Annotated in this window: 18 protein-coding genes; all 18 read left to right on the top strand. The window is 64.5% G+C overall.

Annotation, left to right across the window (positions count from 1 at the left end; genetic code table 11):
• Window position 1: 1 nt before the first annotated feature.
• The 18 genes from fliD to fliM all read left to right on the top strand — a co-directional run bounded on the left by fliD (window position 2) and on the right by fliM (window position 18,742).
• Window positions 2-1,492, top strand: a complete 1,491-nt coding sequence (gene fliD / locus RAM80_RS09500; RefSeq protein WP_416426097.1) for a flagellar filament capping protein FliD — start codon at window positions 2-4, stop codon at window positions 1,490-1,492.
• A gap of 158 nt (window positions 1,493-1,650) precedes the next feature.
• A complete protein-coding gene (gene fliS / locus RAM80_RS09495) occupies window positions 1,651-2,046 on the top strand; it encodes a flagellar export chaperone FliS (RefSeq protein ID WP_277962281.1) in 396 nt (131 codons plus the stop codon).
• A gap of 23 nt (window positions 2,047-2,069) precedes the next feature.
• On the top strand, window positions 2,070-2,363 hold the full coding sequence (fliT, locus tag RAM80_RS09490) for a flagellar protein FliT (RefSeq protein ID WP_416426095.1): 294 nt from the start codon (window positions 2,070-2,072) through the stop codon (window positions 2,361-2,363).
• A 167-nt stretch (window positions 2,364-2,530) separates the two neighbouring features.
• Window positions 2,531-4,006, top strand: a complete 1,476-nt coding sequence (locus RAM80_RS09485; protein WP_416426094.1) for a sigma-54 dependent transcriptional regulator — start codon at window positions 2,531-2,533, stop codon at window positions 4,004-4,006.
• 233 nt (window positions 4,007-4,239) lie between these two features.
• Window positions 4,240-5,448, top strand: a complete 1,209-nt coding sequence (locus RAM80_RS09480; protein WP_416426093.1) for a sensor histidine kinase — start codon at window positions 4,240-4,242, stop codon at window positions 5,446-5,448.
• A 5-nt stretch (window positions 5,449-5,453) separates the two neighbouring features.
• Window positions 5,454-6,857 carry a sigma-54-dependent transcriptional regulator gene (locus RAM80_RS09475; protein ID WP_416426092.1) on the top strand — a complete coding sequence of 468 codons (1,404 nt, stop codon included), beginning with the start codon at window positions 5,454-5,456 and terminating at the stop codon, window positions 6,855-6,857.
• Between the two features lie 204 nt (window positions 6,858-7,061).
• Window positions 7,062-7,391: a flagellar hook-basal body complex protein FliE gene (gene fliE / locus RAM80_RS09470; protein WP_027981673.1), complete on the top strand. Its 330-nt coding sequence runs from the start codon at window positions 7,062-7,064 to the stop codon at window positions 7,389-7,391.
• 15 nt (window positions 7,392-7,406) lie between these two features.
• Window positions 7,407-9,197: a flagellar basal-body MS-ring/collar protein FliF gene (gene fliF / locus RAM80_RS09465; protein WP_416426091.1), complete on the top strand. Its 1,791-nt coding sequence runs from the start codon at window positions 7,407-7,409 to the stop codon at window positions 9,195-9,197.
• Window positions 9,190-10,209: a flagellar motor switch protein FliG gene (gene fliG, locus RAM80_RS09460; protein WP_416426090.1), complete on the top strand. Its 1,020-nt coding sequence runs from the start codon at window positions 9,190-9,192 to the stop codon at window positions 10,207-10,209. The genes fliF and fliG overlap by 8 nt, the downstream gene beginning before the upstream one ends.
• Window positions 10,210-10,357: 148 nt before the next feature.
• Window positions 10,358-11,122, top strand: a complete 765-nt coding sequence (fliH, locus tag RAM80_RS09455; RefSeq protein ID WP_416426089.1) for a flagellar assembly protein FliH — start codon at window positions 10,358-10,360, stop codon at window positions 11,120-11,122.
• Window positions 11,112-12,470, top strand: a complete 1,359-nt coding sequence (gene fliI, locus RAM80_RS09450) for a flagellar protein export ATPase FliI (RefSeq protein WP_416426088.1) — start codon at window positions 11,112-11,114, stop codon at window positions 12,468-12,470. The genes fliH and fliI overlap by 11 nt, the downstream gene beginning before the upstream one ends.
• A gap of 6 nt (window positions 12,471-12,476) precedes the next feature.
• Complete coding sequence (fliJ, locus tag RAM80_RS09445) at window positions 12,477-12,926, top strand: flagellar export protein FliJ (protein ID WP_416426087.1); 450 nt, start codon at window positions 12,477-12,479, stop codon at window positions 12,924-12,926.
• Between the two features lie 88 nt (window positions 12,927-13,014).
• Window positions 13,015-13,320: an STAS domain-containing protein gene (locus RAM80_RS09440; protein WP_416426086.1), complete on the top strand. Its 306-nt coding sequence runs from the start codon at window positions 13,015-13,017 to the stop codon at window positions 13,318-13,320.
• A 2-nt stretch (window positions 13,321-13,322) separates the two neighbouring features.
• A complete protein-coding gene (locus tag RAM80_RS09435) occupies window positions 13,323-15,029 on the top strand; it encodes a SpoIIE family protein phosphatase (protein WP_416427441.1) in 1,707 nt (568 codons plus the stop codon).
• Between the two features lie 26 nt (window positions 15,030-15,055).
• Window positions 15,056-15,400, top strand: coding sequence for an Hpt domain-containing protein (locus RAM80_RS09430; RefSeq protein WP_416426085.1), 345 nt, complete (start codon window positions 15,056-15,058; stop codon window positions 15,398-15,400).
• 189 nt (window positions 15,401-15,589) lie between these two features.
• Complete coding sequence (locus RAM80_RS09425) at window positions 15,590-17,053, top strand: flagellar hook-length control protein FliK (protein ID WP_416426084.1); 1,464 nt, start codon at window positions 15,590-15,592, stop codon at window positions 17,051-17,053.
• A 207-nt stretch (window positions 17,054-17,260) separates the two neighbouring features.
• Window positions 17,261-17,764, top strand: coding sequence for a flagellar basal body-associated protein FliL (fliL, locus tag RAM80_RS09420; protein WP_416426083.1), 504 nt, complete (start codon window positions 17,261-17,263; stop codon window positions 17,762-17,764).
• A gap of 9 nt (window positions 17,765-17,773) precedes the next feature.
• Window positions 17,774-18,742, top strand: coding sequence for a flagellar motor switch protein FliM (fliM, locus tag RAM80_RS09415; RefSeq protein WP_416426082.1), 969 nt, complete (start codon window positions 17,774-17,776; stop codon window positions 18,740-18,742).
• Window positions 18,743-18,796 lie beyond the last annotated feature (54 nt).

Below are 18,796 nucleotides of genomic sequence, written 5' to 3'. Positions count from 1 at the left end.
CATGACCACTACTTCCAGCACCACGAGTTCGACCAGTACCACGGGCACGACATCCGTCAGCAGTTCGGGCGGCATCACCGTCAGTGGCGTGGGTTCGGGTATCGATACCTCGAGTATTGTCGAAGCGTTGGTGAACGCCCAGAAGGCGCCCAAGCAGACGCAGATCACCGCGCAGCTTTCCACTACCTCCGCCCTCAGTGCGGCGGTGGATACCGTGAACACGGCGTTGAAGACGTTCACCACCGCGATGGCGGCGTTGAACGATGTCAACTCGTTCACCGGGCTGGCGGCGACGTCGTCCAATACTTCGGTGGCAACGGCAACCTCCAGCAACTCGGCTGCCGCAGGTACCTATGACCTGACGGTCACGCAGTTGGCGACCGCCTCGAAGGTGACCACCGCGGCGGTCAGCGGTGGTTCGAGCACGGTGATGAACACTGCGGCGACGACGCTGAGCATCACCCAGGCCAACGGCACCTCCTACAGCGTTTCGCTGGCGGCCAACACGTCGTTGTCTGGTGTGCGGGATGCTATCAACACCCAGCTGCAGTCCGACGGCGTCACCGCCAACCTGGTGACCGACTCCACCGGTGCTTCGCGCCTGGTGCTGTCGTCGACCACCACGGGCGCCAACACCGGCCTGTCGATGAGTGGCATCGATGCCCTGGCAATCGATGGTACCCAGGCGGGCTCCAGCACGGGTGCCGGCTACCTGGGCAAGCTGCCTCAGGACGCGATCTATTCGATCGACGGCCTGGACAACATGACCAGCTCCAGCAACACCCTGACGACGGCCATCAGCGGCGTGACCATCAATCTCACCGGTGGCAGTGACTCGTCGGGTAACCCGGGCACCAGCACTATTACGGTGGGTTCCAGCACTGACGACATGAAAACCTCGGTGACCACCTTTGTCAGTGCCTACAACGCGCTGATGCTGGCGGTCTCGGCGCAGACCGCGGTGACCCCTACCGGTGCCACGTCCAGTACCAGCACCTCGGCCACCACCACGGCCGGCGCGCTGACCGGTGACTCGGGTATCCGTTCGCTGCTGGCTTCCATCCAGGGGCAGTTGACCAAGTCGAGCACCACCAGTGGCAACCTCAGCGTGCTGTCGCAACTGGGTATCAGCACCCAGGAAGACGGCACCCTGCTGATGAACTCGACCACCTGGGACACGGCCATGACCACCAACGCTGGCAACGTCGCCAGCCTGTTCGTGGGCACCGACGGGTTGCTGACCCGCCTGACCTCGGTAATTACGCCGTACACCCAGACCGGTGGCATTCTCGAGACCCGGATCAAGGCCTATGCTGCCACCACGACTGATCTGCAAAACCAGCAGACCGACCTCGATTCGCGGATGGACGCCCTGACCACCACGCTGACCGCCAAGTACACCCAGATGGACACCCTGGTGGCCCAGCTCAACGCCACCAGCACCAGCGTCATGACCACCTTGAACGCCCTGAACACCAAGTCGTCGAGCTGATCACGCCGCACCGCCATGGGCCCGGAACCGCTGTCAAAGGCGGCCCGGGCTTTTGTCGTTTGAGGCCGTGGCGCAGGCAGGCTAAAGTTTTTTGCGGGCCAGTCGACACAATGGTCATGCAAGCACACATCACCGTTGACGTGTAACGAGGAAGCAACATGAATCCCATGAAAGCCCTTCGCCAATATCAGAAGGTCAGCTCCGTGGCGCAGACCTCCGAGGCGAGCCCGCACCGCCTGGTGCAGATGCTCATGGAAGGTGGGCTCGACCGCCTGGCGCAAGCCAAGGGCGCGCTGAGCCGTGGCCAGATTGCGCAGAAGGGCCTCATGCTGAGCAAGGCCATCGAGATCATCGGTGGCCTGCGCACTGGCCTGGACCCCGAGAAAAGCGGCGGCGACCCGGCCTCGCTGCAAGACCTGGATGCACTGTATGCTTATATGATGCAGCGCCTGGGCGAAGCCAACCGCAAGAACGATCCGGAGATGATCGATGAAGTGGCGCGTTTGCTGATTACCGTGAAGAGTGGCTGGGACGCCATTGCCAACGTCGAGTAAGGCCAATGTCTGAGGAAGTCGACATGAGTGCGCTGCAACGTATTGAACACACCAGCCATGCCCTGACCGATGCATTGGCGGCGCGTGATTGGGAAGCCATTCGCGAGCTGGATCGCCAGTGCCGGGCTTGCGTCGATGCGCTGATGACCGAGGACCAGGCGGACGAGGAGCAGTTGCGCAGCAAACTCGAGGGTTTGCTGGCTGTGTATCGCCGGTTGCTGGAGGCTAGCCAAGGCGAGCGCAAGGCAATAGTCGACGAGATGTCACAACTGAAACATGCGCACAACGCTGCAAAGGTTTACCATCTGTTCCGTTAATTTGCTCGGTTGATCAGAAGTAATGCGCCATAAATTTGACTGTATTCGCTTTTTTGACTTAACTAGTAGCTGTTTACTTTCTTCAGGCGTCTAAAGGCCAAACCAGGCCGATTTTCGTCTAGCTTGCCCATAGCGGGCATCGAGTTGACTAGGGAAGTTGCTATTGCATGTGGCGTGAAACCAAAATTCTGCTAATCGATGACGATAGCGTTCGCCGCCGTGACCTGGCGGTGATACTCAATTTTCTTGGCGAAGAAAATTTGCCCTGCACCAGTGGCGACTGGCAGCAGGTGGTCGATTCGTTGTCGTCGAACCGGGAAGTGCTGTGCGTCCTCGTGGGGACTGTAAACGCGCCCGGTAACCTTCAGGGCTTGCTTAAGACCATCGCTGGGTGGGATGAGTTCCTTCCGGTGCTGCTTTTAGGTGATACGGCCACCGGCGACCTGCCGGAAGACTTGCGCCGGCGCGTGCTTTCCAGCCTGGAAATGCCGCCCAGCTACAGCAAGCTCCTCGACAGCCTGCACCGCGCCCAGGTCTACCGCGAGATGTATGACCAGGCCCGCGAGCGCGGCCGGCAGCGCGAGCCCAACCTGTTCCGCAGCCTGGTCGGTACCAGCCGTGCCATCCAGCACGTGCGCCAGATGATGCAGCAGGTGGCCGACACCGACGCCAGCGTGCTGATCCTCGGCGAGTCGGGTACCGGCAAGGAAGTGGTGGCGCGCAACCTTCACTACCATTCCAAGCGTCGCGACGCGCCGTTCGTGCCGGTCAACTGCGGGGCCATTCCCGCCGAGCTGCTGGAAAGCGAACTGTTCGGCCACGAGAAGGGCGCCTTCACCGGTGCCATCACCAGCCGCGCCGGGCGTTTCGAGCTGGCCAACGGCGGTACGCTGTTCCTCGACGAGATCGGCGACATGCCGCTGCCGATGCAGGTCAAGTTGCTGCGCGTGCTGCAGGAGCGCACCTTCGAGCGCGTGGGCAGCAACAAGACCCAGAGCATCGACGTGCGCATCATCGCTGCCACGCACAAGAATCTGGAAAGCATGATCGAGGTGGGTACTTTCCGCGAGGACCTGTACTACCGCCTGAACGTGTTCCCGATCGAAATGGCGCCGCTGCGCGAGCGTGTCGAAGACATTCCGTTGCTGATGAACGAACTGATCTCGCGCATGGAACATGAAAAGCGCGGCTCCATTCGCTTCAACTCCGCGGCCATCATGTCGCTGTGCCGTCACGGCTGGCCGGGCAACGTGCGCGAACTGGCCAACCTGGTGGAACGCATGGCCATCATGCATCCGTACGGGGTGATCGGCGTCGCCGAGCTGCCGAAGAAATTCCGCTACGTCGACGACGAAGACGAGCAGATGGTCGACAGCCTGCGCAGCGACCTCGAAGAGCGCGTAGCCATCAACGGCCATACCCCGGACTTCACCACTGGCGCCATGCTGCCGCCCGAAGGCCTGGACCTCAAGGACTACCTCGGTGGCCTGGAGCAGGGCCTGATCCAGCAGGCGCTGGATGACGCCAACGGTATTGTCGCCCGTGCCGCCGAACGCCTGCGTATCCGCCGTACTACCCTGGTGGAAAAAATGCGCAAGTACGGCATGAGTCGCCGTGAGGGCGATGATCAGACAGATGATTGACGCCTGAGTTCCCGCAAGCGGCGCACGGAAGCGCCGCCGGACTCGCTCTGTAGCTTTTTTCTCGCCTTTACCTTCCCCGCAAGCCCCTGTCCTTATTGGCTTTCCTTGATTTGTATCAAGGATGATTCCAATCTTTGCCGCTGTAATGCCCTGTACAAAATGATCCGGCACGACGATTGCTACATGTCAGTCACGATACCCGTTTATGACGGTATGCCACGCGAGAGATCACGATGCCACAGGCCGCCCCCATGACCACCGCCCCTGAACTCGAGGGTCAACCCTCCGTCGAGCAAACCAGCCGGCTTGGCCTTGAGCAGGCGTTTGCGCTGTTCAACCAGATGTCCACGCAGCTCAGCGACTCCTACAGCATGCTCGAGGCCCGCGTGGCCGAGCTCAAGGGCGAGCTGGCGGTGGTGAGCGCCCAGCGCATGGCCGAACTGGCCGAGAAAGAGCGCCTGGCCAACCGCCTGCAGCACCTGCTGGACCTGCTGCCCGGGGGTGTCATCGTCATCGACGGCCATGGTGTGGTGCGCGAGGCCAACCCGGCCGCCACCCTGCTGCTGGGCGAGCCGCTGGAAGGCATGCTGTGGCGCCAGGTGATCGCCCGCTGCTTCTCGCCCCGCGAGGACGACGGCCACGAAGTATCCTTGAAGGATGGCCGCCGGCTGTCCATCGCTACCCGTTCGCTGGACGCCGAGCCGGGCCAGCTGGTGCTGCTTACCGACCTGACGGAAACCCGGCGGTTGCAGGACCAGCTGGCGCGCCACGAGCGTCTGTCCTCCCTGGGCCGCATGGTGGCTTCGCTGGCCCACCAGATCCGCACGCCGCTGTCGGCCGCGCTGCTCTACGCCAGCCATTTGACGGAGCAAGCCTTGCCGGTGGAAACCCAGCAGCGCTTTGCCGGCCGCCTGAAAGAACGGCTGCACGAGCTGGAACACCAGGTGCGCGACATGCTGGTGTTCGCCCGCGGCGAGCTTCCGCTCAGTGACCGCCTGACGCCGCAAGCGTTGTTCGAGGCCCTGCAGGCGGCGGCCCACACCCACGTGCAGGACCTGTCGGTGCGCTGGCAGTTCGACTGCCCCCGCGGCGAGCTGCTGTGCAACCGTGACACCCTGGTGGGCGCGCTGCTGAACCTGGTGGAGAACTCGATCCAGTCCAGCCCCGGCCAGGTCCACCTGAAGATTCATTTGTACGCCCGTGATCATCAATTGCGGCTGGCCATCAGCGACAACGGCAGCGGCATCGAGCCGGCGGTGCTGGCGCGCCTGGGCGAGCCGTTCTTCACCACCAAGACCACCGGCACCGGCCTGGGCCTTGCCGTGGTCAAGGCCGTGTCCCGCGCCCACCAGGGCGAGCTGGCGATTCGTTCGCGGCTGGGCCGCGGCACCTGTGCGCTGGTGACGCTGCCACTGATCCATACCCGTGCGGTGCAGGAGTAACGCTGATGGCTATCAAGGTCCTGCTGGTCGAAGATGATCGGGCCCTGCGCGAGGCGCTGGGCGATACCCTGGAGCTGGGCGGCTACGACTACCGCGCGGTGGGCAGCGCCGAGGACGCCTTGCTGGCGGTGGGTGCCGAGGTGTTCGGCATGGTCATCAGCGACGTCAACATGCCAGGCATGGATGGCCACCAGCTGCTGTGCCAGCTGCGCGCGCGCCAGCCACAATTGCCGGTGCTGTTGATGACGGCCCATGCGGCGGTGGATCGCGCAGTGGAAGCCATGCGTGCCGGCGCCGCCGATTACCTGGTCAAGCCGTTCCTGCCCAAGGCCCTGCTGGACCTGGTGGCCCGGCATGCCCTGGGTTGCCTGGGTGCCACCGAAAGCGAAGGCCCGGTGGCCGTGGAGCCTGCCAGCGCCAAGCTGCTGGAGCTGGCCGCACGGGTGGCGCGCAGCGATTCCACGGTGCTGATCTCGGGGGAGTCCGGCACCGGCAAGGAGGTGCTGGCACGCTACATTCACCAGCAGTCCAACCGCGCCAACCGGCCGTTCATTGCCATCAACTGCGCGGCGATCCCCGACAACATGCTGGAAGCCACGCTGTTCGGCCACGAGAAGGGCTCGTTCACCGGCGCCATTGCCGCGCAGGCGGGCAAGTTCGAGCAGGCCGACGGCGGCACGCTGCTGCTCGACGAGATTTCCGAGATGCCCCTGGGCCTACAGGCCAAGCTGCTGCGGGTGTTGCAGGAGCGTGAAGTGGAACGGGTAGGGGCGCGCAAGCCGATTGCCCTGGACATTCGCGTGGTGGCTACCACCAACCGCGACCTGGCCGGCGAAGTGGCGGCGGGGCGCTTCCGTGAAGACCTGTTCTATCGCCTGTCGGTGTTCCCGTTGGCCTGGCAACCGCTGCGCGAGCGTACCGCCGACATTCTGCCGCTGGCCGAGCGCCTGCTGGCCAAGCACGTCAATAAAATGAAGCACGCTGCCGTGCGCCTGGCGCCGGGCGCCCAGGCCTGCCTGGTGAGCTACCCCTGGCCGGGCAACGTCCGCGAACTGGACAATGCCATCCAGCGCGCGCTGATCCTGCAGCAGGGCGGGCTGATCCAGGCCGAGGACTTCTGCCTGGCCGGCCCGGTGGGCGTGGCGCCGTCGCCGGCGCTGTCCATCGTGCGCAGCGCGCCTGCCGCCGTCGAGTCCTTGACGGCGCTGCCGGCGGAAACCGCCGGGGCCCTGGGTGATGACCTGCGCCGCCGGGAATTCCAGCTGATCATCGACACCCTGCGCACCGAGCGCGGCCGCCGCAAGGAGGCCGCCGAGCGCCTGGGCATCAGCCCCCGCACCCTGCGCTACAAGCTGGCGCAGATGCGTGACGCGGGCATGGACGTGGAAGCCAGCCTGTACGCCAGTTGAATATTTAACCCCTGACACGAACCCTTGTGGGAGCTGGCTTGCCAGCGAGTTTTTGAAGCCTCAAAAGCTCGCTGGCAAGCCAGCTCCCACGTTGTTGTGTAAGGATTTTGTGATGCAAGTCCGGAGCTGGCACCCTTGTTGCTACCTCCTTTGTATCCGTTGTAACAGTGTCAAAAAATTGCGGGCCGTCGGAGAGAGTGATCCATGAGCCAAGGTATTGAATTCAACCGTCTGATTATGGACATGCGCACCATGCAGGCCGATGCCATGGGTGCCAGCAAAACTGCTGCCGCGCCAGAAGTGGCCGGCACCAGCAGCTTTGCCGATTTGCTGGGCAATGCGGTCAACAAGGTCAGCGACACCCAGCAGGCGTCCGACCAGTTGGCCAACGCCTTCGAGATCGGCAAGAGCGGTGTCGACATCACCGACGTGATGGTGGCGTCGCAGAAAGCCAGCGTGTCGTTCCAGGCGCTGACCCAGGTACGCAACAAGCTGGTCCAGGCGTATCAAGACATTATGCAGATGCCGGTATAAGGGCGAGATTGAGACATGGCAGACGCAGTCGTGGATAACGTACCAGCCAAGAACGGCGCAGCCGGCGGCAAGCCGCCGCTGTTTGGCCTGTCCTTCCTGGAAAATATTTCCAAGATGACCATGTTGCGTCAGGTGGGCCTGTTGGTCGGCCTGGCTGCCAGCGTGGCGATTGGTTTTGCCGTGGTGCTGTGGTCGCAGCAGCCCGATTACCGTCCGTTGTACGGCAGCCTGGCCGGCATGGACACCAAGCAGGTGATGGAAACCCTCAACGCCGCGGACATTCCCTACACCGTGGAGCCCAACTCCGGCGCGCTGCTGGTGAAGGCCGACGACGTCGGCCGTGCGCGCATGAAGCTGGCCGCCGCGGGCGTGGCGCCGAGCGACGGCAACGTCGGCTACGAGATCATGGACAAGGAACAGGCGCTGGGCACCAGCCAGTTCATGGAGACCGCCCGTTACCGCCAGGGCCTGGAAGGCGAGCTGGCCCGCACCATCTCGAGCCTGAACAATGTCAAGGGTGCCCGCGTGCACCTGGCCATTCCGAAGAGCTCGGTGTTCGTGCGTGACGACCGCAAGCCTACCGCCTCGGTGCTGGTGGAGCTGTACCCGGGCCGCACCCTGGACGCAGGCCAGGTGCTGGCCATCGTCAACCTGGTGGCCACCAGCGTGCCTGAAATGGACAAGTCCGGCGTTGCCGTGGTCGACCAGAAGGGCAACCTGCTGTCCGAACAGCTGCAGGACTCCGAGCTGACCATGGCCGGCAAGCAGTTCGACTACAGCCGCAAAATGGAAAGCATGCTCACCCAGCGTGTGCACAACATCCTGGAGCCGGTGCTGGGCAACGACCGCTACAAGGCGGAAGTGTCGGCCAATGTCGACTTCAGCGCCGTCGAGTCCACCAGCGAGCAGTTCAACCCCGACCAGCCGGCCCTGCGCAGCGAGCAGTCGGTGACCGAGCAGCGCTCCAGCGGCAGCGGCCCGTCCGGCGTGCCAGGCGCCCTGAGCAACCAGCCGCCGACCCCGGCCAGCGCCCCGCAGAAAACCGGTGGTGCCGCCGCACCGGCCGCGCCGGCGGCGATCCCGCCAGGCCAGCCGCTGCTGGACGCCAACGGCCAGCAGATCATGGACCCGGCCACCGGCCAGCCGATGCTGGCGCCGTACCCGGCCGACAAGCGCAACCAGTCGACCAAGAACTTCGAGCTGGACCGTTCCATCAGCCACACCAAGCAGCAGCAGGGTCGCCTGACCCGCCTGTCGGTGGCGGTGGTGGTCGACGACCAGGTCAAGACTGACGCCAAGGGCGAAGTCACCCACACCCCGTGGAGTGCCGACGACCTGGGCCGCTTCACCCGCCTGGTGCAGGACGCCGTGGGCTTCGACGCCAGCCGTGGCGACAGCGTGACCGTGATCAACGCACCGTTCTCCGCCGACCGTGGCGAAGTGGTGCCGGAAGTGTCCTTCTACCAGCAGCCCTGGTTCTGGGAAGTGGTCAAGCAGGTACTGGGCGTGCTGTTTATCCTGGTGCTGGTGTTTGGCGTGCTGCGCCCGGTGCTCAATAACATCACCGGTGGTGGCAAGGGCAAGGGTTTGGTCGGCGCCGGCGGCGACGTGGAACTGGGTGGCATGGGCGGTCTGGATGGCGAACTGGCCAACGACCGCGTCACCCTGGGTGGGCCGCAGAGTATTCTGCTGCCAAGCCCGAGCGAGGGATATGACGCTCAGTTGAACGCAATCAAGAGTCTGGTGGCCGAAGACCCGGGCCGCGTCGCCCAGGTCGTGAAAGAGTGGATTAACGCCGATGAGTAACAATCAAGCGCTTGCCGCCAAACTGACCAAAGTCGACAAGGCGGCCATCCTCCTGCTGTCCCTGGGCGAGACCGATGCTGCCCAGGTGCTGCGGCACATGGGCCCCAAGGAAGTACAGAAAGTTGGCGTGGCCATGGCGCAGATGCGCAACGTGCACCGCGAGCAGGTCGAGCAGGTGATGAGCGAGTTCGTCGACATCGTCGGCGACCAGACCAGCCTGGGCGTGGGTTCGGACACCTACATCCGCAAGATGCTGACCTCGGCCCTGGGCGAGGACAAGGCCAACGGCCTGATCGACCGCATCCTCCTGGGTGGCAACACCAGCGGCCTGGACAGCCTGAAGTGGATGGAGCCGCGCGCCGTGGCCGACGTGATCCGCTACGAGCACCCGCAGATCCAGGCCATTGTGGTGGCGTACCTGGACGCCGACCAGGCGGGCGAGGTGCTGGGCCATTTCGACCACAAGGTACGCCTGGACATCATCCTGCGCGTCTCGTCGTTGAACACCGTGCAACCGGCGGCGCTGAAAGAGCTGAACCTGATCCTGGAGAAGCAGTTCTCGGGGAACTCCAACGCGGCGCGTACTACCCTGGGTGGTATCAAGCGGGCGGCGGACATCATGAACTTCCTCGACAGCTCGGTGGAAGGCGCGTTGATGGACTCGATTCGCGAAGTCGACGAAGACCTGTCCAGCCAGATCGAAGACCTCATGTTCGTGTTCAACAACCTGGCCGACGTGGACGACCGCGGCATCCAGGCGCTGCTGCGCGAAGTGTCCTCCGACGTGCTGGTGCTGGCCCTCAAGGGCTCGGACGAGAACGTCAAGGAGAAGATCTTCAAGAACATGTCCAAGCGTGCCGCCGAACTGCTGCGCGACGACCTGGAAGCCAAGGGGCCGGTACGGGTCAGCGACGTGGAAACGGCGCAGAAGGAAATCCTCACCATTGCCCGCCGCATGGCCGAAGCCGGCGAGATCGTGCTGGGTGGCAAGGGCGGCGAGGAAATGATCTAACCCCCTGTAGCCGCTGCCGCCAGGCTGCGCTGGCCCTGATTTGCACTGCAGATTTACAGTGTACGTGAGGGCCAGCGCAGCCTGGCGGCAGCGGCTACAAGGCGGCTCTTTTTTGTGCATTGCATTCTGGCGCCATCAGGAATAATTCATGTCCCGCCCCTCTGAACAACACCCCAGTGACCTGATCCGCGCCGAAGACCTGCAAGGTGTCGACCTGTGGGCCATTCCCAGCTTCGACCCCGAAGTGCCCGAGCCTGAACCCGAACCCGAGCCGATCGTCGAGGAAATCGAGGAAGTGCCGCTGGAAGAAGTCCAGCCGCTGACCCTGGAAGAACTCGAGAGCATCCGCCAGGAGGCCTACAACGAAGGCTTCGCCACGGGCGAGAAAGAAGGCTTCCACAGCACCACCCTCAAGGTGCGCCAGGAGGCCGAAGTGGCCCTGGCCGCCAAGCTGCAAAGCCTGGAACAGCTGATGGGCCACCTGATGGCGCCCATCGCCGAGCAGGACAGCCAGATCGAAAAGTCCCTGGTGGAACTGGTGGCGCACATCACCCGCCAGGTGATCCAGCGCGAACTCAAGACCGACTCCAGCCAGATCGAGCACGTGCTGCGCGAATCGCTGAAGTTGCTGCCCATGGGCGCCGGCAATGTGCGTATCTTCGTCAACCCGCAGGACTTCGAGCAGGTCAAGGCCCTGCGCGAGCGCCATGAGGAAAGCTGGCGCATCCTCGAGGACGAGGCGCTGCTGCCCGGCGGTTGCCGGGTAGAGTCCGAGCACAGCCGCATCGACGCCAGCATGGAAACCCGCATTACCCAGGCCATCGCGCAGCTGTTCGACCAGTTGCACGAACAGGCCCTGCACCCCGCCGAAGCCGACGTCAGCGTCGACCTGGAAGGCCCCGATGCGCCTTGACCGCACCAGCTTCGCCAAGCGCCTGGGCGGCTACGCGCCCACCATCAGCCTGCCGGCCCAGCCGGTGCTGGAAGGGCGCCTGCTGCGCATGATCGGCCTGACGCTTGAAGCCGAAGGCCTGCGCGCTGCCATGGGCAGCCGCTGCGTGGTGATCAACGACGACAGCCACCACCCGGTGCAGGTGGAAGCCGAGGTCATGGGCTTCTCCGGCACCAAGGTGTTCCTGATGCCGGTGGGCAGTGTCGCCGGCATCGCCCCCGGTGCCCGCGTGGTGCCGCTGGCCGACACCGGTCGCCTGCCCATGGGCATGAGCATGCTGGGACGGATTCTTGACGGTGCCGGCCGCGCGCTGGACGGCAAGGGCGGCATGAAGGCCGAGGACTGGGTGCCCATGGACGGCCCGACCATCAACCCGCTCAAGCGCGACCCCATCAGCCAGCCGCTGGACGTGGGCATTCGCAGCATCAACGGTTTGCTGACGGTAGGCCGCGGCCAGCGCCTGGGCCTGTTCGCCGGCACCGGCGTGGGCAAGAGCGTGCTGCTGGGCATGATGACCCGCTTCACCGAGGCCGACATCATCGTGGTGGGGCTGATTGGTGAGCGGGGCCGCGAGGTGAAGGAATTCATCGAGCACATCCTCGGCGAAGAAGGGCTCAAGCGCTCGGTGGTGGTGGCTTCGCCCGCCGACGAAGCGCCGCTGATGCGCCTGCGCGCCGCGATGTACTGCACGCGCATCGCCGAATATTTCCGCGACAAGGGCAAGAACGTCCTGTTGCTGATGGACTCCCTGACCCGTTTCGCCCAGGCCCAGCGGGAAATTGCCCTGGCCATCGGCGAGCCGCCAGCCACCAAGGGCTACCCACCATCGGTGTTCGCCAAGCTGCCCAAGCTGGTGGAGCGCGCCGGCAACGCCGAGGCCGGGGGCGGCTCCATCACCGCCTTCTACACCGTGCTGTCCGAGGGTGACGACCAGCAGGACCCCATCGCCGACTCGGCGCGGGGCGTGCTCGACGGTCACATCGTGCTGTCCCGGCGCCTGGCGGAGGAGGGGCACTACCCGGCCATCGACATCGAGGCGTCCATCAGCCGGGTCATGCCCAGCGTGGTCAGCCCCCAGCACATGGGCCAGGCCCAGCACTTCAAGCAGCTGTGGTCGCGCTACCAGCAGAGCCGCGACCTGATCAGCGTGGGCGCCTACGTGCCCGGCGGCGACCGCGAGACTGACCTGGCGATCAACCTGCACCCCACGCTGGTGCGCTACCTGCGCCAGGGCCTGGACGACAACGAGAGCCTGGAAGCCAGCAGCGAGCGCCTGGCAGCCGTGTTCAAACCTGTCGCGCCGAGCTGATAAGCCATGGCCATCAGTCGCGCAGCACGCCTGGCCCCGGTGGTCGACATGGCCGAAAAGGCCGAGCGCACGGCTGCCCAGCGCCTGGGTCACTTCCAGGGCCAGGTGCGTCTGTCGGAAACCAAGCTGGCCGAGCTTGACCGCTACCGCGAGGACTACCAGGCGCAGTGGCACACCTACGGCAGCAAGGGCGTGTCGGGCCAGTGGCTGATGAACTACCAGCGGTTTTTGAACCAATTGGAAACCGCCGTTGCCCAACAGAAGCAGAGCCTGGCCTGGCACCAGAAGAACCTGGAGAACGCCCGGGGCACCTGGCAACAGGCCTACGCCCGCGTCGAGGGCCTGCGCAAGCTGGTGCAACGTTATATTGACGAGGCACGCCAGCTGGAAGACCGCCGCGAGCAGAAGCTGCTGGACGAGTTGTCCCAGCGTTTGCCGCGTCAGGGCAGCTTCTAGCCAATTATTTGTCAAGGGGCAGGTTGCCGGGGTTCGTGCGTGGTGCTAAACCTTGTACGGAGCTGGCTAATTTAAAGGAATTTTGTACATGGCCGTAGAAGCTAATCAATCTGGTGATGGCAAAGAGCTGACCATCAGCATCAAGGGACGCTTTGACTTCGGCTCCCACCAGGACTTCCGCAACGCCTACGAGCGGGTCAACACCAAGCCAACCGCCTACCGCATCGATCTCAAGGACACTACGTACCTGGACAGCTCGGCGCTGGGCATGTTGCTGCTGCTGCGCGACCACGCCGGTGGCGACCACGCCAAGGTACGGCTGATCAACAGCCAGCCGGACGTGAAGAAAATCCTCGCGATTTCCAACTTCGACAAACTGTTCGAGATCGAATGAGCATGCTCGCGGCCAGTGAACCACTGACCGTACTGATTGCCGACGACAACATGACTGATCGCATGTTGCTCTCCAGCATCGTACGGCGTCAGGGCCATCGCGTGTTGACCGCCAGCGATGGCCAGGAAGCAGTCGAAGTGTTCGCCCAGCGCCGCCCGCAGCTGGTGCTGCTGGACGCGATGATGCCGGTGGTGGATGGCTTCGAGGCCGCCCGGCAGATCAAGGAGCTGGCCGGCGAGGCGCTGGTACCGATCATCTTCCTCACCTCCCTGACCGAAGAGGAAGCGCTGGTGCGCTGCCTGGAGGCGGGCGGTGACGATTTTCTGGCGAAGCCCTACAACCAGGTGATCCTGGCCGCCAAGATCAAGGCCATGGACCGCATGCGCCGCCTGCAGGCCACGGTGCTGGAGCAGCGCGACCAGATCACCCGCCACCACGGCTACCTGCTCAACGAGCAGCGCGTGGCCAAGGCGGTGTTCGACCAGGTGGCCCACTCCGGCTGCCTCAGCTCGCCCAATATCCGCTACATGCAGTCCCCTTACGCGCTGTTCAACGGCGACCTGCTGCTGGCCTCGTTCACGCCGTCGGGCGGCATGCACCTGCTGCTGGGCGACTTCACCGGCCACGGTTTGCCGGCGGCGGTGGGCGCCATGCCCCTGGCGGAAGTCTTCTATGGCATGACCGCCAAGGGCTATGGCCTGCCGGAAATCCTCCGGGAGATGAACGCCAAGCTCAAGCGCATCCTGCCGGTGGACATGTTCTGCTGCGCGACCCTGCTCAACCTGAATTTCCAGCGGCGCATCGTCGAGGTGTGGAACGGCGGCATGCCCGACGGCTACCTGCACCGGCTGGACACCGGCGAGCACGTGCCGCTGCGCTCGCGCCACCTGCCGCTGGGGGTGCTGTCGCGGGCGACCTTCCAGGAAAAGACCGAGACCTTCGCCCTGCAGCCCGGTGACCGGCTGTTCCTGATGTCCGATGGTGTCATCGACACTGCCAACAGCGATGACCAGCTGTTCGGCCTGGAGCGCCTGCAGCGGGTGTTCGAGCTGAACAAGGACCCCGACCTGCTGTTCGAGGACATCCAGGCCGCGCTCAAGGCGTTCCGCGGTGAGTCGCGCGATGACGTGAGCATGGTCCAGGTCACCATGGTGGAACCCGACACCCTGGTGCCGCCGGCCACCGTGTACTCCGACAGCGGCGCGTCCAGCCCGCTGAACTGGTCCATGAGCCTGGAACTGCGCGCCGACACCCTCAAGCGCTTCAACCCCTTGCCCTACCTGTTGCAACTGCTGCAGGAAATCCACGGCCTGCGGGCCCAGAGCGGTGCGCTGTACAGCGTGCTCTCGGAACTCTACTCCAATGCCCTGGAGCATGGCGTGCTGGGGCTCGATTCCAGCCTCAAGCGCGATGCCGAAGGATTTGCGCAATATTACGAGCAGCGCAATACTCGTCTCAGCCAACTCAAGGACGGTTACGTGCGCCTGCACTTCCTGGTCACCCCGGAAGGCAACGGCGGCCGCCTGATCATCGATGTCGAGGACAGCGGCCATGGCTTCGACCCGCGCCAGGTCATGGCGCGCCCCGCCGAGGAAAAAGGCCTTTCCGGACGGGGTCTGAAACTGATCCGGCAACTGAGCCACAGTGCCCAATGGTCGGAAGACGGTCGAAGTGCCTGCGTGGAATTTTCCTGGGGGGCTCTGGCATAATCCCGGCTTGATCAAGGAGCGAACAAGTGTCACATCAACATCTGGACTATGACGTGCTCAGCGCGTTGCAGGAAGTCATGGAGGAGGAGTACCCGCTGCTGCTGGATACCTTCCTCACCGACTCCGAAGTGCGCCTCAGCGAGCTGCACATGGCCACCGACCCCGCCCAGCTGGGGCAGGCCGCCCACAGCTTCAAGGGCAGCAGCAGCAACATGGGCGCCACTGCCCTGGCGGATCTTTGCCGCCAGCTGGAGGAGCGCGTCAAGCATCCGCCACTCAACGGCATCGAAGACCTGGTCAACCGCATCGACCATGAATTCGCCACCGTGCGCCGCCTGTACAGCGACGAGCGCCAGCGTTTCGCCTGCTGAACCACCCCTTGTAGCCGCTGCCGTCAGGCTGCGCTGGCCCTGTGCCACGCTGGAGATTTCCAGGTGTTCACGCAGGCCAGCGCAGCCTGGCGGCAGCGGCTACAGGGGAGAGTGTCAAGGCTTGGCCCGACTCTTGCTACCTTCCCTGCACCTGTACCCCCCCGATTTCAGTGCAGCGGAGACCTGTAAATGTCAGTCGCGTCAAACCCCCTCTTGCAGATCGGCAGTACCGCCAGCACCCAGGCCAGTACCCTGGCGAGCCTGAGCAAGGCCGCGGAGCCCGCCAAGGACACCTCCGCAGACTTCGCCAAGGTGTACGCCAAGCAGTCGCAGAACCCGCCTGCGAAAGCGGCGAGCGCCACTGCCAGCCAGGCCAGTGCCCAGCAGAACCAGGCGAAGAACAGCACTGCCCATGACAAGGACACTGCCGCTGCGAAGCCGGCCGTTGCCGATAGCGGCAAGAATTTGCCTGCCCACAAAACCGCCAAGGCGGACCAGCCGGGCAAGGCCGACAAGTCGGATAAGAGCGCCAGCAGCACCAAGGCCGACAAGAGCGACAAGAGCGACGCCACGGACAAGAGCAAGGCCAAGGACGACGACCAGGACGACGACGCCACCGTCACCGACGCCGCCAGCACCGACACAGCCACCCCGGTAGCCACCGTCGCCACCCCGGAGCCAGCCGCGCCCGTGGCCCCCGTGGTCGACCCGGCCCTGGCCCAGGCGCAGCAACCCACGCCGGTCCCGGACCCGACCCAGGCGGCGGCCGTGGTGCAGGTGGCGCCGCCGGTGGTGGACACGCCCGCCACGACCGACAGCGACACCTTCGACCCGTCCAAGGACGACCCGCTCGCCAACATGCCCACCCTGCGCCTGGCGCTGGAGCAGAACGCCAAGGCCCAGGGCACCACCTCGGCCCACGCGCAGCCGGACACCGCGGCGGCACAGGCCACCAACGGTTCCGACACCGACCAGAGCTTCGCCAGTGGCCTGGCGGCCATGGTGGTGCAGCAGAAGGGCAGCGGTGAGAGCGACGTCAGCGACAAGGCGTTCAGCGCGCAGATCGACGATGGCCTGAAGGACGTCAAGGGCGCCACCGCCGACACCCGCATCGACGACTTCGCCAATCGCCTGGCGGCCATGACCGACACCTCCGCGACCAAGACTGCCGCAGCCACCCCGGCCGCCGTGCAGGCGCCCACCACCCAGCTGGCCATGAACCAGAACGGCTGGACCGAGGGCGTGGTCAACCGGGTCATGTACCTGTCCAGCCAGAACCTCAAGTCGGCGGACATCCAGCTGACCCCGGCCGAGCTGGGCCGCCTGAGCATTCGCGTGGACATGACCCCCGACCAGCAGACCGCGGTGACCTTCACCAGCGCCCACCTGCACGTGCGCGAGGCGCTGGAAAGCCAGCAGGGCAAGCTCAAGGACATGTTCGCCGAGCAGGGCATGGGCCAGCTTGACGTCAACGTCTCCGACCAGTCGCGCCAGTCCTCCCAGGACCAGGCCCAGCAGAACCAGCGCAGCAGCCGCAGCAGCAGTACCGGGAGCGACAGCCTGGACGGCGTCGCCGCCGCTTCGCCGTTGGCCTCGGAGCCTACGGTGCAGCAGGTGATCGTCGGCACCAGCGCCATCGATTATTACGCCTGACGCCGCTTTTTGTGGGAGCTGGCTTGCCAGCGAGCTGTTGAGGTCCGAACAGCTCGCTGGCAAGCCAGCTCCCACAGACCGCGCATCCCAGGTGCCACGCCAATCCTCCCGCGAACGCTTTGTCAGCATCCCGACAAATCTGGCATAACACTTGCTCCACCCTCTCCAGGTGAGTGTTAACCCCCCGATTAGTGACGGATTATTGGCATGGCGAAGAGCGAAGCAGCAGAGAAAGAACCGGCAGGCAAAGGCAAGCTGAAGATGATCATTCTTCTTGTCGTGGTCCTGCTGCTGGTGATCGGTGGCTCCGTGGGCGCTACCTGGTTCTTCCTGCACAAGGGCGCCGAGGCCAAGCCGGCCGAGGCCGCCGCCGCAGCCCCCGCGGGCAAGCAGCCCGCCCTGTACGAACCACTGACCCCGGCGTTCGTGGTCAACTTCAAGCAAGACGGCCGTGACCGCTACATGCAGGTCAGCCTGACCATGCAGGCGCGCGACAAGGCCGACCTGGATGCCCTGCTGGTGCACATGCCGGTGATCCGCAACAACCTGGTGATGATGTTCTCCGGCGAAAACTTCGCCACCCTGGCCACGCCCGTGGGCGAGGAAATGCTGCGCCAGAAAGCCACGGCGGCGGTGCAGGCCGTAGCCCAGAAAGAAGTCGGCAAGCCGGTCATCGACCAGCTGCTTTTCACTAACTTCGTATTGCAGTAGGAACACGACATGGCCGTGCAAGACCTGCTGTCCCAGGATGAGATCGACGCCCTGTTGCACGGCGTCGACGATGGGCTGGTGCAGACCGAGAGCCTGGGTGAGCCAGGCAGCGTCAAAAGTTATGACCTGACCAGCCAGGACCGTATCGTCCGGGGGCGCATGCCGACCCTGGAAATGATCAACGAGCGCTTCGCGCGCTACACCCGCATCAGCATGTTCAACCTGCTGCGCCGCTCGGCGGACGTGGCGGTGGGCGGCGTGCAGGTGATGAAGTTCGGCGAATACGTGCACTCGCTGTACGTGCCCACCAGCCTCAACCTGGTGAAGGTCAAGCCGTTGCGCGGCACCGGCCTGTTCATCCTCGACGCCAAGCTGGTGTTCAAGCTGGTGGACAACTTCTTCGGCGGCGACGGCCGTCACGCCAAGATCGAAGGCCGTGAATTCACGCCGACCGAGCTGCGCGTGGTGCGCATGGTGCTGGACCAGGCCTTCATCGACATGAAGGAAGCCTGGCAGGCCATCATGGAAGTCAACTTCGAGTACATCAACTCCGAAGTGAACCCGGCCATGGCCAACATCGTCGGCCCCAGCGAGGCGGTGGTGGTGTCCACCTTCCACATCGAACTGGACGGCGGTGGCGGCGACCTGCACGTGACCATGCCGTATTCCATGGTGGAGCCGATCCGCGAGATGCTCGACGCCGGCTTCCAGTCCGACCTGGACGACCAGGACGAGCGCTGGAGCAAGGCCCTGCGCGAGGACGTGCTGGACGTCAGCGTGCCGCTGAGCGCCACCGTTGCCCGTCGCCAGCTGCGCCTGCGCGACATCCTGCACATGGCGCCGGGGGACGTGATTCCCGTGGAGCTGCCGGAAGAACTGGTACTGCGCGCCAACGGCGTGCCGTCCTTCAAAGCCAAGCTGGGTTCCCACAAGGGCAACCTGGCGCTGCAAGTGATCGAGCCGATCGAACGTCGCTGACTGGCGCTGTCGATAAGCTGTTATCCCTGAATTTACTGCCCGTCGAGGACCCCT

The organism is Pseudomonas sp. App30 (assembly GCF_047947025.1).
GTDB lineage: Bacteria > Pseudomonadota > Gammaproteobacteria > Pseudomonadales > Pseudomonadaceae > Aquipseudomonas.
Note: the sequence above shows the minus strand (reverse complement) of the source record. Positions and strands in the feature narration are given on the sequence as shown.